The sequence below is a fragment of the Streptomyces sp. NPDC098101 genome (assembly GCF_044760185.1).
Lineage (GTDB): Bacteria > Actinomycetota > Actinomycetes > Streptomycetales > Streptomycetaceae > Streptomyces.
The window spans coordinates 738,347-752,419 of the sequence record NZ_JBIWAS010000004.1; the positions used below are offsets into that span (position 1 = coordinate 738,347).

Annotated in this window: 15 protein-coding genes; 5 read left to right on the plus strand and 10 right to left on the minus strand. The window is 72.9% G+C overall.

Annotation, left to right across the window (positions count from 1 at the left end):
- Positions 1-23 precede the first annotated feature (23 nt).
- Positions 24-1,058: a LacI family DNA-binding transcriptional regulator gene (locus ACIQVI_RS21615; protein WP_403598180.1), complete on the plus strand. Its 1,035-nt coding sequence runs from the start codon at positions 24-26 to the stop codon at positions 1,056-1,058.
- Between the two features lie 54 nt (positions 1,059-1,112).
- Here the strand turns inward: ACIQVI_RS21615 and ACIQVI_RS21620 are convergent, their stop codons facing one another.
- The 5 genes from ACIQVI_RS21620 to ACIQVI_RS21640 form a co-directional block, all read right to left on the minus strand.
- Positions 1,113-2,402, minus strand: a complete 1,290-nt coding sequence (locus tag ACIQVI_RS21620) for a DUF6986 family protein (protein ID WP_403598183.1) — start codon at positions 2,400-2,402, stop codon at positions 1,113-1,115.
- A gap of 152 nt (positions 2,403-2,554) precedes the next feature.
- Entirely contained in the window at positions 2,555-3,517 is a 963-nt protein-coding gene (locus ACIQVI_RS21625; protein ID WP_351971663.1) for an electron transfer flavoprotein subunit alpha/FixB family protein, read from the minus strand.
- A gap of 89 nt (positions 3,518-3,606) precedes the next feature.
- Entirely contained in the window at positions 3,607-4,392 is a 786-nt protein-coding gene (locus ACIQVI_RS21630; RefSeq protein WP_351971662.1) for an electron transfer flavoprotein subunit beta/FixA family protein, read from the minus strand.
- A 199-nt stretch (positions 4,393-4,591) separates the two neighbouring features.
- A complete protein-coding gene (locus ACIQVI_RS21635; protein ID WP_351971661.1) occupies positions 4,592-5,116 on the minus strand; it encodes a flavin reductase family protein in 525 nt (174 codons plus the stop codon).
- A gap of 221 nt (positions 5,117-5,337) precedes the next feature.
- Positions 5,338-5,649, minus strand: coding sequence for a thioredoxin family protein (locus tag ACIQVI_RS21640; RefSeq protein ID WP_351971660.1), 312 nt, complete (start codon positions 5,647-5,649; stop codon positions 5,338-5,340).
- Positions 5,650-5,896: 247 nt separating this feature from the next.
- Between ACIQVI_RS21640 and ACIQVI_RS21645 the strand changes: the two genes are divergently transcribed.
- Positions 5,897-6,616: a lysophospholipid acyltransferase family protein gene (locus ACIQVI_RS21645; protein WP_403598188.1), complete on the plus strand. Its 720-nt coding sequence runs from the start codon at positions 5,897-5,899 to the stop codon at positions 6,614-6,616.
- On the opposite strand, the gene ACIQVI_RS21650 is transcribed toward ACIQVI_RS21645, so the two are convergent.
- The 5 genes from ACIQVI_RS21650 to ACIQVI_RS21670 form a co-directional block, all read right to left on the minus strand.
- Complete coding sequence (locus tag ACIQVI_RS21650) at positions 6,603-7,220, minus strand: transglutaminase family protein (RefSeq protein WP_403598191.1); 618 nt, start codon at positions 7,218-7,220, stop codon at positions 6,603-6,605. The genes ACIQVI_RS21645 and ACIQVI_RS21650 overlap by 14 nt on opposite strands.
- A gap of 74 nt (positions 7,221-7,294) precedes the next feature.
- Complete coding sequence (locus tag ACIQVI_RS21655) at positions 7,295-8,374, minus strand: low specificity L-threonine aldolase (RefSeq protein WP_351971664.1); 1,080 nt, start codon at positions 8,372-8,374, stop codon at positions 7,295-7,297.
- Positions 8,371-9,132, minus strand: coding sequence for an SDR family oxidoreductase (locus ACIQVI_RS21660; RefSeq protein WP_351971657.1), 762 nt, complete (start codon positions 9,130-9,132; stop codon positions 8,371-8,373). Before ACIQVI_RS21660 ends, ACIQVI_RS21655 begins: the two co-directional genes overlap by 4 nt.
- Positions 9,133-9,185: 53 nt before the next feature.
- A complete protein-coding gene (locus ACIQVI_RS21665) occupies positions 9,186-10,592 on the minus strand; it encodes a DUF6421 family protein (protein ID WP_351971656.1) in 1,407 nt (468 codons plus the stop codon).
- Positions 10,593-10,793: 201 nt separating this feature from the next.
- Complete coding sequence (locus ACIQVI_RS21670; protein WP_390755936.1) at positions 10,794-11,345, minus strand: GNAT family N-acetyltransferase; 552 nt, start codon at positions 11,343-11,345, stop codon at positions 10,794-10,796.
- Positions 11,346-11,516: 171 nt separating this feature from the next.
- On the opposite strand from ACIQVI_RS21670, the gene ACIQVI_RS21675 reads away from it, so the two are divergent.
- The 3 genes from ACIQVI_RS21675 to ACIQVI_RS21685 all read left to right on the plus strand — a co-directional run bounded on the left by ACIQVI_RS21675 (position 11,517) and on the right by ACIQVI_RS21685 (position 13,959).
- Positions 11,517-12,089 carry a DUF5134 domain-containing protein gene (locus tag ACIQVI_RS21675; protein WP_403598196.1) on the plus strand — a complete coding sequence of 191 codons (573 nt, stop codon included), beginning with the start codon at positions 11,517-11,519 and terminating at the stop codon, positions 12,087-12,089.
- Between the two features lie 155 nt (positions 12,090-12,244).
- Positions 12,245-13,180 carry a M56 family metallopeptidase gene (locus ACIQVI_RS21680; RefSeq protein ID WP_351971653.1) on the plus strand — a complete coding sequence of 312 codons (936 nt, stop codon included), beginning with the start codon at positions 12,245-12,247 and terminating at the stop codon, positions 13,178-13,180.
- A gap of 83 nt (positions 13,181-13,263) precedes the next feature.
- Entirely contained in the window at positions 13,264-13,959 is a 696-nt protein-coding gene (locus ACIQVI_RS21685; RefSeq protein WP_403598199.1) for a phosphatase PAP2 family protein, read from the plus strand.
- Positions 13,960-14,073: the final 114 nt, after the last annotated feature.

A 14,073-nucleotide genomic window follows, 5' to 3' on the forward strand; every position in this document is an offset into this window, starting at 1 on the left:
ACACGACGGAGGAGCCGCAGACCGTGGCCGACACCGCCCATCGCCCCGAGCACCGCTACGGCAACCGGCCCACGATGAAGGACGTCGCCGCCAAGGCGGGCGTGGGCCTGAAGACGGTGTCCCGGGTGGTGAACGGCGAGCCGGGCGTCACCCCCGACACCGAGCGGCGGGTACAGGAGGCCATCGAGGTCCTCGGCTTCCGGCGCAACGACAGCGCGCGGGTCCTGCGCAAGGGCAGGACCGCGACCGTCGGCCTGGTCCTGGAGGACCTCGCCGACCCCTTCTACGGTCCGCTGAGCCGGGCGGTCGAGGAGGTCGCGCGGGCGCACGGGGCCCTGCTGATCAACGGGTCGAGCGCCGAGGACCCCGACCGGGAACAGGAGCTGGCGCTCGCGCTGTGCGCGCGCCGGGTCGACGGCCTCATCGTCATTCCGGCCGGGGACGACCACCGGTATCTGGAGCCCGAGATCAGGGCGGGCGTCGCCACGGTGTTCGTCGACCGTCCCGCCGGGCGGATCGACGCCGACGCGGTCCTCTCCGACAGCTTCGGCGGGGCGCGCGAGGGCACGGCCCATCTGATCGCGCACGGCCACCGCCGGATCGGCTTCGTCGGCGACCGCCCGCGCATCCACACGGCGGCCGAGCGGCTGCGCGGCTACCGCGCGGCGATGGAGGACGCGGGGCTCCCGGTCCGGGAGGAGTGGGTCTCGCTGGGGTCGACCGACCCGGAGCGGGTGGACGCGGCGGTACGGGGGATGCTGGCCGGGCCGGAGCCGGTGACGGCGCTGTTCGCGGGGAACAACCGGGTGACCGTCACGGCCGTCCGGGTCCTCGCGGGCCGGGCCCGGCCCGTCGCCCTGGTCGGCTTCGACGACATCGAGCTGGCCGACCTGCTGGGCATCACGGTCATCGCGCAGGACGCCGCCGCGCTCGGCCGGACGGCGGCGGAGCGGCTGTTCCGGCGCCTGGAGGGGGCCGACGGGGCGCCGGAGCGGGTGGTGCTCGGCACGACGCTCCTCGCCCGGGGCTCGGGCGAGGTCGCGCCGCCGGCCGGCTGACGCCCCGCCACGAGCCGCCGGCCCCCGATCGGGCGGCAGGGCGGGGCGGGCCGGTTACTCGGCCGAGGCCGTGAGGTCGCCGCGGCGCGGGGCCGCGAAGCGGTCGAGGTCGGCGCGGGTCAGGCCGGTGAGGGCGTCGACTTCGGCGGTGTCGAGGGCGCCGCAGTCGATGCCGCGCAGCAGGTAGGAGCTGAGGGCCTTGGCGGTGGCCGGCTCGTCCATGACGTCGCCACCCGCGTGGTTGGCGTAGGCGGAGAGGCGCTTGGCGGCGGTCTCGAAGCCCTCGCGGTAGAAGGCGAAGACGGCCGCGTACCGGGTGGGGATGTGGCCGGGGTGCATGTCCCAGCCCTGGTAGTAGGCGCGGGCGAGGGCGCGGCGGGTGAGGCCGTAGTGCAGGCGCCAGGCCTCGTGGACGTGCTCGGTGGAGCCGACCGGCAGGACGTTGGTGGAGCCGTCGGAGACGCGGACGCCCGTACCGGCGGCGGCGACCTGCATGATCGCCTTGGCGTGGTCGGCGGCCGGGTGGTCGCTGGCCTGGTAGGCGGCGGAGACGCCGAGGCAGGCGCTGTAGTCGAAGGTGCCGTAGTGCAGTCCGGTGGCGCGGCCCTCGGCGGCGCCGATCATGCGGGCGACCGCGGCGGTGCCGTCGGCGGCGAGGATGGCCTGGCTGGTCTCGATCTGGATCTCGAAGCCGAGGCGCCCGGCGTCGAGGCCGTGGGCCTTCTCGAAGGCCTCCAGGAGGCGGACGAAGGCGGTGACCTGCTCGGGGTAGGTGACCTTGGGGAGGGTGAGGACGAGCCCCTCGGGGAGGCCGCCGTGCTCCAGGAGGCCGGTGAGGAAGACGTCGGTGGTGCGGATGCCCCGGTCGCGTACGGCGGCCTCCATGCACTTCATCCGGATGCCGGTGTACGGGGCGGCGGTGCCCTGCGCGTACGCCTCGGAGACCAGCCGGGCGGCGCGGGCCGCGTCGTGGTCCTCGTCGTCGCCGCCGTAGCCGTCCTCGAAGTCGACCCGGAGGTCCTCGATCGGCTCGCGCTCCAGCTTGGCGCGCACGCGGCCGTACACGTCCTCGGCGAGGTCGTCGGAGAGGCCGAGGACGGCGGCGAAGGAGGCGGCGTCGGGGGCGTGTTCGTCGAGGGCGGCGAGGGCCCGGTCGCCCCAGGAGCGGACGGTTCCGGCGTCGAAGAGGTTGCCGGGGACGTAGACGGTGTGGACGGGCTGGCGGGTGCCGGGGTCTCCCGGGTAGCGGCGGTCCAGCTCGGCGTCCACCGCGGCGAGGGAGGCGCTGATGCCCTCGCTGACCGTGCCCGCGAGGCTCGTCGACACCTTCTCCTGCTGACCCATCCCACTACCCTCCTGTTTTCCGCTGCACGGAATCAACAATCCGTATGGCGAAGTTAACGGGCGGCCGGAGCTGAGTCAATGGCTGTCCGAAACGGCCGGGGGCCGCACGGTGAGAGTTCACCGTGCGGCCCCCGGTCCGACAGAACCGCAGGTCAGCCCTTGCGGGTCTTGACCTCTTCGGTCAGCTGCGGGACGACCTCGAAGAGGTCGCCCACCACGCCGTAGTCGACGAGCTCGAAGATCGGCGCCTCGGCGTCCTTGTTGATCGCGACGATCGTCTTCGAGGTCTGCATACCCGCGCGGTGCTGGATCGCGCCGGAGATGCCGGAGGCGATGTACAGCTGCGGCGAGACCGACTTGCCGGTCTGGCCGACCTGGTTGGCGTGCGGGTACCAGCCGGCGTCCACCGCGGCGCGGGAGGCGCCGACGGCCGCGCCGAGCGAGTCGGCGAGGGCCTCGATGACGGCGAAGTTCTCGGCGCCGTTGACGCCGCGGCCGCCGGAGACCACGATCGCGGCCTCGGTCAGCTCCGGGCGGCCGGTCGACTCGCGCGGGGTGCGCGAGGTGACCTTGGTGCCGGTGGCCAGGGCGCCGAAGGAGACCGACAGGGCCTCGACGGTGCCGGCGGCCGGGGCGGCCTCGACGGGGGCCGAGTTCGGCTTGACCGTGATGACCGGGGTGCCCTTGGAGACGCGGGACTTGGTGGTGAAGGAGGCGGCGAACACGGCCTGCGTCGCCACCGGGCCCTCGTCACCGGCCTCCAGGTCCACGGCGTCGGTGATGACGCCGGAGCCGATGCGGACCGCGAGGCGGGCCGCGATCTCCTTGGCCTCGGCCGAGGACGGCACGAGCACGGCGGCCGGGGACACGGCGTCGTAGGCGGCCTGGAGGGCGTCGACCTTGGGGACGACGAGGTACTCGGCGAACTCGGGCGCGTCGGCGGTCAGGACCTTGACCGCGCCGTGCTCGGCGAGGGCCGGGGCGGTGTCGGCGGCGCCGTTGCCGAGCGCGACGGCGACCGGGTCGCCCAGGCGGCGGGCGAGCGTCAGCAGCTCCAGGGTGGGCTTGCGGACGGCTCCGTCGACGTGGTCGACGTAGACGAGGATCTCAGCCATGGAAATTCAATCTCCTGCGAAGGTGAGGGGGAGGTCTGAGCGGCTCGCGCGGGGCGCCGGACGGCCGTCCGGCTCGCGCGGCTGAAGCCTTAGATGAACTTCTGGCTCGCGAGGAACTCGGCGAGCTGCTTGCCGCCCTCGCCCTCGTCCTTGACGATCGTGCCGGCCGTGCGGGCCGGACGCTCGGTGGCGGAGTCGACCGCGGTCCACGCGCCCTCCAGGCCGACCTCCTCGGCCTCCAGGTCGAGGTCGGAGAGGTCCAGGGACTCCACCGGCTTCTTCTTGGCGGCCATGATGCCCTTGAAGGACGGGTAGCGCGCCTCGCCCGACTGGTCCGTCACGGAGACGACGGCCGGCAGGGAGGCCTCCAGCTGCTCGGAGGCGGCGTCGCCGTCACGACGGCCCTTCACGACGCCGTCCTCGACGGAGACCTCGGAGAGCAGCGTGACCTGCGGGACGCCCAGGCGCTCGGCCAGGATCGCGGGCAGGACGCCCATGACGCCGTCGGTGGAGGCCATGCCGGCGATGACCACGTCGTAGCCGGTCTTCTCGATCGCCTTGGCGAGCACCAGCGAGGTGCCCATGACGTCGGAGCCGTGCAGGTCGTCGTCCTCGACGTGGACGGCCTTGTCGGCGCCCATCGACAGCGCCTTGCGCAGCGCGTCCTTGGCGTCCTCGGGGCCGACCGTGAGCACGGTGACCTCGGCGTCGTCCGCCTCTTCCGCGATCTGCAGGGCCTGCTCGACCGCGTACTCGTCGAGCTCCGACAGCAGGCCGTCGACGTCGTCGCGGTCCACCGTCAGGTCATCGGCGAAGTGCCGGTCGCCGGTGGCGTCGGGCACGTACTTCACACAGACAACGATCCTCAAGCTCACGCCGGCTCTCCTACTGCATCGTCATAACTGGGCTGCCTTGTTGCTCGCAGCATAGGCGCCTGAAGGGCGGGTTTCCGGTCGGGGCGCCGGACGCCCCGTCCAAAATATTACTCGCCAGTACACCCAGTTCGTTACCACTGAGCAAGCGCTCAGCCGTGTGACCTTGCCAACGCGCGGAGAGCGGCGCGCGCGGGAACTCTCAGTCGCGCAGCGCGTTGAAGCGCCCGTGGTGGTAGAGGAGCGGCCGGCCCGCCCCGTCCGGGTCGCCCGCGACCGCCTGCGCGATCACGATCCGGTGGTCCCCGGCGGGCACCCGGGCCACCACGCGGCACACCAGCCAGGCGAGGACGTCGTCGAGCACGGGCACGCCCTCGGGGCCGACGCTCCAGCGGGTCCCCCCGCCGAAGCGGTCGGCGCCGCTGCGCGCGAAGGTGGCGGCCAGCTCCTGCTGGTGCTCGCCGAGTATGTGCACCCCGATGAACTCGGCCTCGGAGAGCACCGGCCAGGAGGAGGACGCGGTGCCCACGCCGAAGGAGATCAGCGGCGGTTCGGCGGCGACCGAGTTGAGCGAGGTGGCGGTGAATCCGACGGGGCGCTCGCCCTGTGCGGTGACGACCGCGACGCCGGCCGCGTGCCGGCGGAAGACGGAGCGGAGCAGATCGGGAGAGGCCTGCCGGGGCGCGCCGATCGTGGGAACGGTGCGGAGCTCGGGCGAAACCGTCATGGAATTGTCCTTCTGCGAGGGCGGCATGGAGGAGTCCTGGGGTGGGTCAGACGCCCGGACAGCGCGCGCTCGCGTTGCGGGCCAGGTCCACGTGGGCCCGGCCGTAGAGAAGGAGTTCCAGAGTCACTCCGTCAGGGTGACGATCGGTGGCGGTTGCAGTCAAGTGCGTACCGCGATGTGGGAGGAGCGTCACCGTGCGGGCCGGAGAAGGTGTCACCGCGTCAGACCGCCCGTCCCAGGGCGGCGATGACGTCCGCCCTGCGGGGCTGTCCGGCGGCCCGGCGGACGACGCGGCCGGTCCGGTCGAGGACGAACACGGTGGGGGTGCGGGCGATGCCGAGCGCGCGGACGAGGTCGAGCCGTTCCTCGGCGTCGATCTCGACGTGTCCCACGCCGGGCACCATCGCGGCGACCTCGGCGAGGGTGCGGCGGGTGGCCCGGCAGGGCTGGCAGAAGGCGGTCGAGAACTGGACGAGGGTGGCCCGCTCCCCCAGTGCGGCGCCGAGCGCCTCCGGCCCCAGGACCTCGCTCATCGCTCTCCGTTCCCCTCCGCGTCCGCGCGCGTCCGTTCCGCGCGTCACGGGATACAGCGTCGCGGAGCGGGTATTCGATTCCCGTTCCGGCCACCGCTAGTGACGAGAATCTCCCCTCACGACGGCGCTCAGGCTGGTCACAGCGTCCCTCATGGGGCACGATCTGCCCAAAGCCGAAAACCTACGGCCGCGTAACTTCGCCGGGAGAACCCTCCCCGGACAAGCAGGAAGAAGGGGTTCCTCTCCGATGGCAGAACTCGTCTATCGACCGGTCGTCGGCGCCGCTCTGACCATGTTCAAGGCGCTCGACCTGAAGATCGACACGCAGGGTTCGGAGCACATCCCGCGGACCGGCGGGGCCGTCCTGGTCAGCAACCACATCAGCTACCTGGACTTCATCTTCACCGGTCTCGCCGCGCTGCCGCAGAAGCGCCTGGTGCGCTTCATGGCGAAGGACTCGGTCTTCCGGCACAAGGTCTCGGGTCCCCTCATGCGCGGCATGAAGCACATCCCGGTGGACCGCTCGCAGGGCGAGCACGCCTACAAGCACGCCCTGGAGTCGCTGCGGTCCGGCGAGATCGTCGGCGTCTTCCCCGAGGCGACCATCTCCCAGTCCTTCACGCTCAAGGGCTTCAAGACGGGCGCGGCGCGCCTCGCGCAGGAGGCGGGCGTCCCGCTGATCCCGATGGCGCTGTGGGGCACCCAGCGGGTCTGGACGAAGGGCCGGCCGCGGAACTTCAAGCGGAGCCACATCCCGGTGACGATCCGCGTCGGCGAGGCCGTGGAGGCCCCCGCCGACCAGTACGCGGGCGCCATCACCCGGCGGCTGCGCGAGCGCGTGCAGGAGCTCCTGGAGGCCGCGCAGCGCACCTACCCGGTCCGCCCCAAGGACGCGGGCGACACCTGGTGGGTGCCCGCGCACCTCGGCGGTACGGCTCCGACGCCCGCCCAGGTCAAGGAAGCCTGACCGGCTCCAGTCCGGCGGGCAGGGTCCGCTCCAGGTGCGGCCGGTCGCGGGCGGCCCTCAGGGCCGCCAGGACGGCCGGGTGGGGCTCGGCGTGGAGCGTCGGGTAGTCCACCTCGTCGAGCTCCGGCCGCACGGTCCTGACGAGGCTCTCCGGCCCGAGGGAGAAGCGGGTGTCGACGCCCGGCGCGTTGCCCCTCGGGTCCTGGCGGGCCCACGTCCGCTCCCCCGGCAGCAGGACGGCGGTGAGGCCGTGCACCACGGGGTGGGATCCGTCGTCGTCGGTGAGCCGCTGGTAGCAGAGGGCGGCCGGGATGCCCCGGGCCCGCAGGAGCGCGGCGTACGCGACGGTCTTGGCGTAGCAGATGCCCGTGCGCAGCTCCAGGACGTCGGAGGCGCGCCAGGTGACGCGGGGGTCGCCGGAGTCCATGGAGTGCGGGATTTCGTCCCGTACGTACGCGAAGGCCGCTTCGGCGTACGCGTAGGCGCCGGGGTGCCGGGCGGAGAGGCGGTCCGCCGTCTCCCGTACGACCGGGTGCTCGTGGTCGACGGCCTCGCCCGCCCTCAGGTAGGCGTTGACGTCGGGGTCCTGCTGGATGAGTTCCATGCGGGACGACCCTAGGAAGACGGCCGGACGGAATCAATGACTTTCCGTCCGGCCGTATATTCATGCAGTCCGGGTCAGCGGGCCAGTTCTTCCTTCAGGGCCTGAAGGAAGGCGTCCACGTCGTCCTCCGTGGTGTCGAAGGCGCACATCCAGCGCACGTCGCCGGCGACCTCGTCCCAGAAGTAGAAGCGGAAGCGCTCCTGGAGCCGGCGGCTCACCTCGTGCGGGAGGCGGGCGAAGACCGCGTTGGCCTGGACCGGGTAGAGGATCTCCACCCCGTCGAGGGCGCGCACCCCGGCCGCGAGGCGCTGGGCCATCGCGTTGGCGTGGCGGGCGTTGCGCAGCCAGAGGTCCTTCGCGAGCAGGGCCTCCAGCTGCACCGACACGAAGCGCATCTTCGAGGCGAGCTGCATGGACAGCTTGCGCAGGTGCTTCATGTGGCTGACCGCGTCGGGGTTCAGCACGATCACGGCCTCGCCGAAGATCATCCCGTTCTTGGTGCCGCCGTACGAGAGCACGTCGACGCCCACCGCGTTGGTGAACGCGCGCATGGGCACGTCGAGCGAGGCGGCGGCGTTGGCTATCCGCGCCCCGTCGAGGTGGACCTTCATGCCCTTGGAGTGGGCGTGCTCGGTGATCGCGCGGATCTCGTCCACCGTGTAGACGGTGCCCAGCTCGGTGTTCTGGGTGATCGAGACGACCTGGGGCATGGCCCGGTGCTCGTCCTCCCAGCCCCAGGCCTGCCGGTCGATCAGCTCGGGGGTGAGCTTGCCGTCCGGGGTCGGCACGGTGAGCAGCTTGAGGCCGCCCATCCGCTCCGGCGCGCCGCCCTCGTCCACGTTGATGTGGGCGGACTCGGCGCAGATGACGGCGCCCCAGCGGTCGGTGAGCGCCTGGAGGGCGGTCACGTTGGCCCCGGTGCCGTTGAAGACCGGGAAGGCCTCGGCGCTCGGACCGAAGTGGCTGTGCACGATCCGCTGGAGGTGGTCGGTGTACTGGTCCTCGCCGTAGGCGACCTGGTGGCCTTCGTTGGCGAGGGCGAGGGCCGCGAGGACCTCGGGGTGGGCGCCGGCGTAGTTGTCGCTGGCGAAGCCCCGGACCGACGGGTCGTGGTGACGACGTGCGTCGGTCCTGGGGCCGAGGGCCGCGGTCACGGCTTGGGGGTCAGCCACAGACGCTGTCCATTCACTTCCTGGGCGGGCTTGTCCCACAGGCCGGCGATCTCTGCGGCCAGGTCGTCGACGTCGGTGAAGCCCGCGAACTTCGCGTTGGGGCGCTCGGCGCGCATCGCCTCGTGCACCAACGCCTTGATCACCAGGATCGCAGCCGCCGCCTGCGGGCCGTCGTCGCCCCCCAGCTTGCGGAAGGAGTCCGCCATGGCGAGGGTCCAGGCCTCGGCCGCGGCCTTGCCCGCGTTGTACGCGGCGTTGCCCGCGACCGGCTTGTGGGCGCCGACCTGGCTGATCAGGGCGTAGCGGCCGCGGCCGCCCGCGCGGAGCAGCGGGTCGTGGAAGGCGAGCGAGGTGTGCTGGACCGTGCGGATCAGGAGCTTCTCCAGGAAGTCCCAGTCCTTGAGCTCGGTCTCCGTGAAGGAGGGGCTGCCGCGCCAGCCGCCGACGAGGTGGACCAGACCGTCGATCCGGCCGAACTCGCCCTCGGTCTTCGCGGCCCAGTCGCGGGTGGCGGCCGGGTCGAGCAGGTCGACGGTGTCGCCGACCACCGTGGCGCCGCCGTGCGCGTAGCGGGCGGCGTCGACGGCCTCCGCGAGGCGGGCCGGGTCCGCGTCGGACGCGATCACGGTCGCGCCGGCCTCGGCGAGCCTCAGCAGCGTGGCGCGGCCCGCGGGGCCGGCCGCGCCGGCGACCGCGATGACGGCGCCGTCGAGCGGCCCGCCGTTTCCTTCGGCGTTCATGGACACCGTCTCCTCCGTGCGCTCGGCGTTCCCCGGTCCTTCGGCAGGAGCGCTCACGCGGCGGCCCGCTCGGTGCGCGGGGCGCCGGCGGCGGTGATCCCCTTGGTGTCGGCGATCACGCCCTTCAGCTTCTTGGCGAGGGCCTCGAAGAACATGCTGAGCGGAAACTCGTCCGGAAGCACGTCGTCCACCAGCTTGCGCGGCGGCAGGGACAGGTCGAGGGCGTCGGGACCCTTGGCCCACTTCGAGCCCGGGTGCGGGGCGAGGTAGGTGGAGACCAGCTCGTACGCCTTGAACCAGTGGACGAGCTTGGGGCGGTCGATGCCGTCGCGGTAGAGCTTCTCGATCTCGGCGCAGAGCTGGTTGGTGACCTGGGGGGCCCGCTGCCAGTCGATCTTGAGCGTGTTGTCCGTCCAGCGCACCACGTCGTGCTTGTGGAGGTACGCGAAGAGGAGCTGGCCGCCGAGGCCGTCGTAGTTGCGGTTCCGGTCGCCGGAGAGCGGGAAGCGGAACATGCGGTCGAAGAGGACGGCGTACTGCACGTCACGGCCGTGCGCGTTGCCCTCGGCCTCCAGCTTCACGGCCTCCTTGAAGGCGGTGAGGTCGCAGCGGAGCTCCTCCAGGCCGTACATCCAGAAGGGCTGGCGCTGCTTGATCATGAAGGGGTCGAAGGGCAGGTCGCCGTGGCTGTGGGTGCGGTCGTGGACCATGTCCCAGAGCACGAAGGCCTTCTCGCAGCGCTCCTGGTCGTCGATCATCGCGGCGACGTCGGCGGGCAGCTCGATGCCCAGGGTGTCGACGGCGGCCTCGGTGACCTTGCGGAAGCGGGCGGCCTCGCGGTCGCAGAAGATGCCGCCCCAGGTGAAGCGCTCGGGGGCTTCGCGGACGGCGATGGTCTCCGGGAAGAGGACGGCCGAGTTGGTGTCGTACCCGGCGGTGAAGTCCTCGAAGGTGATGCCGCAGAAGAGCGGGTTGTCGTAGCGGGTGCGCTCCAGGTCGGCGAGCCACTCGGGCCAGACCATACGGAGCACGACGGCTTCCAGGTTGCGGTCCGGGTTGCCGTTCTGCGTGTACATCGGGAAGAGCACGAGGTGCTGGAGGCCGTCGGCGCGGTCGGCGGCCGGCTGGAAGGCGAGCAGCGCGTCCAGGAAGTCCGGCACCGCGAAGCCGCTCTCGGCCCACTTGCGCAGGTCGGCGACGAGGGCGCGGTGGTAGGCGGCGTCGTGCGGGAGCAGGGGGGAGAGCTGCTCGACCGCGGCGACGATCCGGTCGAGGACCAGCTCGACGAGGGAACGGGCGGGGGCGCCCTCGGCCTCGAAGTCGATGGATCCGTCCGCGCGCTGCCAGGCGCGGATCTCCTCCACGGCATTCTTGAGCTCGGGCCAGGCCGGGTGGTCGATCACCCGGGCGTCGGTGGATATCGCCTCACCGGTCACGTCCTGCACAAGAATTTCCGTCATGCCTCTTCCTCCACAGGAGAACCTTGCGTCAAGACACCGTAACCACCGGCGCTTCCTTCCCACAAGAGGAGCAAGAGAAAATCTCCTGTGAAACCCCCCTGGCGACAGAAGTTTTTCCTGTCGACCAGGGGCAAGGCCACGCTTCCGCCCTTCAGGTCCGTTCGGGTGCGTCCGGTGCGCCCGGGCCCTCCGGACCCGGGTTCACACCAGCGGCTTGATCAGCAGCTCGAACTCCAGGTCGTCGCGCTGGGGCAGGCCGAAGCGCTCGTCGCCGTAGGGGAACGGCGTCGTCCGGCCGGTCCGCCGGTAGCCGCGCCGCTCGTACCAGGCGATGAGCTCCTCGCGCACGGAGATCACCGTCATGTGCATCTCGCGCACGTCCCACAGCTCGCGCACCCGGCGCTCGGCCTCGGCGATGATCCGCTTCCCGAGGCCCGCGCCCTGGAGCTCGGGGCGGACGGCGAACATCCCGAAGTAGGCGGCCTCGCCCCGGTGCTCCAGCTGGCAGCAGGCGACGGTCTCGCCGTCCCGCTCGACGACCAGGAGACGGCTGCCGGGGGCGGTGATCACGGCGGCCACGCCCTCGGGGTCGGTGCGCTGCCCCTGGAGGATGTCCGCCTCCGTGGTCCAGCCGGCCCGGCTGGCGTCGCCCCGGTAGGCCGACTCCACGAGCGGCACGAGGACGGGGACGTCCTCCAGGACCGCTTCGCGGTAGCTGATCCGGCCGGTCTCCTGGGACGTGGCGGTCTCCATGTACGGGGCTCCCCTCGGGCGTCGACGATCGGCGTGCGCGATCGTCCCGAGCCTAACGCGCGCACCTTTCGCTCCCCCTCGTACGCCTGTGCGCAACCGTGCGCCCGCGTACCGCTCCGGGGAGGCGGGCATCCCTCCCCGGAGGGGACGGCGTCGAGGGGGAGGTGTGCCGTGCACGGACCGGCTCTGTCCGGGTGGCTGCTGGTCGCCCTGTGCGCGCTGACGGGCGTGTACTGCCTGCTGCGGATGCGCGCGTGCGCCGGGCAGGAGCGGCGGGCCGCGGGCGGCGAGGCGGTGATGGGGTTCGGGATGGCGTTCATGGCGCTGCCCGCGGCGGTCCTGACGCCGCCGGGGTGGAGCTGGGCGGTGTACGCGGCGGTGTTCGGCGCGACGGCGTTGCACGGCCTGCTCGCCGTCCGGCACGGCGCCCACCACCTGCACCACCTGGTGGGCTCGCTCGCCATGGTCTACATGGCGGTGGCGATGGCGCTCCCCGGCGCGCCGGGGGCGCACGCGGGGCACGTGACGGCGGGCGCGGGGGGCATACCCGTGCTCACGGGCGGGCTCCTCCTCTATTACGCGGTGTACGTGCTGCGCGCGGGGGCGCGGCTCGTCCCGGTGGCGGCCCCGGCGGGCGGCCCCGCGCCGACGGGTGGAGCGGGCCGGGTGGGCGGACCGGAGATGACGCTTGCGTGCCGGCTGTCGATGGCGCTGGGCATGGTGGCGATGCTCGTGACGCTCTGAGGGAGCGGCGGGGGGCGGGAGCCGGGGGCAGCGACAGCGGGCCGGGTGCCGGGAGCCGGGAGAGTCCAAGGGCCGGGGGCAACGAAACCGTGGCGTACGTCACTTGCTTCCCGCGCCCGTACCCCCGACCCGTACCGCGCTCATAGGCTGGCGTCATGTGGGTCTCCCTCGCGCTGTTCCTGCTCGGCCTCCTGACCGCCCTCGTGGCCCCCCGGCTGCTGTCCCGGGCGGACTGGGTCGAGCGAGAACCCGTGGTGGCCCTGTGGGTCTGGCAGTGCGTGGTGGCCGCCGTACTGCTGAGCTTCGCGCTCTCCATGACGTTCAGCGCGTCGGCCGCCTGGCAGGCCGTGCGCGGACAGGTCTTCGCGCCCGCGCCGAGCGCCGTGATCGAGGCGTACGAGCTCGGCACGACCGGCCCCTGGTCGGCGGTGCTCGCGGTGGCCCTCGCGGCCGGCGGGGTGTGGTCCGGGGCGATGCTGGGCCGGGAGATCGGCCGGGCCCGCGCCCGCCGCCGGCAGCGCCGCTGCGACCTGCTCGTCCGCGCGCCCCTGATGCCCGGGGAGGAGCCGGGCGGCGAGCGCCTGGTGGTCCTGGAGGGCGAGCGGGCGGACGCCTGGTGGCTGGCGGGGGCCACGCCCCAGCTGGTCATCACCACGGCGGCGCTGCGCCGGTTGAAGGGGCGTCAGCTGGACGCGGTCCTGGCGCACGAGCAAGGCCACGCGCGGGCCCGGCACGACTGGCTGCTGCACTGCTCGGCGGCGCTGGCCGCCGGCTTCCCCGGGGTCCCCGTCTTCACGGCCTTCCGCGAGGAGATGCACCGGCTGGTCGAACTGGCCGCCGACGACGTGGCCTCGCGCCGGTTCGGGCGGCTGACGATCGCGCTCGCGCTGGTCGAACTGAACGAGGACCGAGGGGTGTTCGGCCCCGGCCCGGCCCCGGGCGCGGGCCTGCCCCAGCGGGTGAACCGCCTCCTGACCGCGGCGCCCCGGCTCACCGCCGGACGCCGGCTGCGCCTGACGGCGGCCGCGTCCCTGGTGCCCGTGGTCCCGGTGCTCGTGGCCTTCGTCCCGGCCCTCCGCGCACTGGGCTAGGAGCGTGCCCCGCAGGACGCCCCGAGGAGCGCGCGGGGCGTGTGAGGGATCATGCGGGGCCGATCCTGGGGCAGGATCGGCCCATGCGCTCCTCCGCCGTGGTCTCCGGAGTCCTGTCCGCCCTGCTGCTCGCGCTCGTCGCCGCGGGATGGTCGCCGCTGCTCTCCTTCGACCGGTCGGTCGCCGAGGAACTGCACCGCAGCGCCGTCGCCCACCCCGGCCTCACCCGGGTGAACCGCGTCCTGAGCGACTGGGTCTGGGACCCGTTGACGATGCGCGCCCTGGCCGCCGGCGCGGCGGTGCTGCTGTGGTGGCGGGGCGAGCGGAAGCTCGCCCTGTGGGTGGTCGGGACCAGCGCCCTCGCCGTGCTGCTCCAGCAGGGCCTGAAGGCGCTCGTCGGGCGGGAGCGGCCCCAGTGGCCCGACCCGGTCGACTGGGCGCGCTACGCGGCCTTCCCGTCCGGGCACGCGATGACGGCCGCGGTCACCTGCGGGCTGCTGCTGTGGGTCCTCGCGCTGCACTGGCGGGAGGAGTGGCGCGGCTGGGGCGTGCTCGCGACCGCCGCGGTGGTGTCGGTGCTCGGAGTGGGGTGGACGCGGACCTACCTGGGCGTCCACTGGCCCTCGGACGTCGTCGGCGGCTGGCTGCTCGGCTGGTTCTGCGTGGCCGTGGCCGTCCTCGCGTACCGCCGGAGCGAGCGGCGGGGCGCATCGGCCGCCTCCGGAACCGACGGGGGCGACGGGACCGGCGGGGGCGCCGGAGCGGGGGAAACACGATGAAGCCGCCTGTTCTGGACGATCCCCCGTGTCGCCCAGAACAGACGGCGTCCCCGGCGGTCCGCCACGGGGGCAGGCCGACGGGATGCGCCGAGTATATTGGCCGGCAGCCAGTCA

Excerpts from the sequence above, each read along its gene's own strand:
- ACIQVI_RS21650 (WP_403598191.1), bottom strand. The coding sequence starts at position 7,220 with ATGGAACTCATCCAGCAGGACCCCGACGTCAACGCCTACCTGAGGGCG.
- ACIQVI_RS21685 (WP_403598199.1), top strand. The coding sequence starts at position 13,264 with ATGCGCTCCTCCGCCGTGGTCTCCGGAGTCCTGTCCGCCCTGCTGCTC.
- ACIQVI_RS21645 (WP_403598188.1), top strand. The coding sequence starts at position 5,897 with ATGGCAGAACTCGTCTATCGACCGGTCGTCGGCGCCGCTCTGACCATG.
- ACIQVI_RS21635 (WP_351971661.1), bottom strand. The coding sequence starts at position 5,116 with ATGACGGTTTCGCCCGAGCTCCGCACCGTTCCCACGATCGGCGCGCCC.
- ACIQVI_RS21625 (WP_351971663.1), bottom strand. The coding sequence starts at position 3,517 with ATGGCTGAGATCCTCGTCTACGTCGACCACGTCGACGGAGCCGTCCGC.
- ACIQVI_RS21665 (WP_351971656.1), bottom strand. The coding sequence starts at position 10,592 with ATGACGGAAATTCTTGTGCAGGACGTGACCGGTGAGGCGATATCCACC.
- ACIQVI_RS21620 (WP_403598183.1), bottom strand. The coding sequence starts at position 2,402 with ATGGGTCAGCAGGAGAAGGTGTCGACGAGCCTCGCGGGCACGGTCAGC.
- ACIQVI_RS21670 (WP_390755936.1), bottom strand. The coding sequence starts at position 11,345 with ATGGAGACCGCCACGTCCCAGGAGACCGGCCGGATCAGCTACCGCGAA.
- ACIQVI_RS21660 (WP_351971657.1), bottom strand. The coding sequence starts at position 9,132 with ATGAACGCCGAAGGAAACGGCGGGCCGCTCGACGGCGCCGTCATCGCG.
- ACIQVI_RS21640 (WP_351971660.1), bottom strand. The coding sequence starts at position 5,649 with ATGAGCGAGGTCCTGGGGCCGGAGGCGCTCGGCGCCGCACTGGGGGAG.
- ACIQVI_RS21680 (WP_351971653.1), top strand. The coding sequence starts at position 12,245 with ATGTGGGTCTCCCTCGCGCTGTTCCTGCTCGGCCTCCTGACCGCCCTC.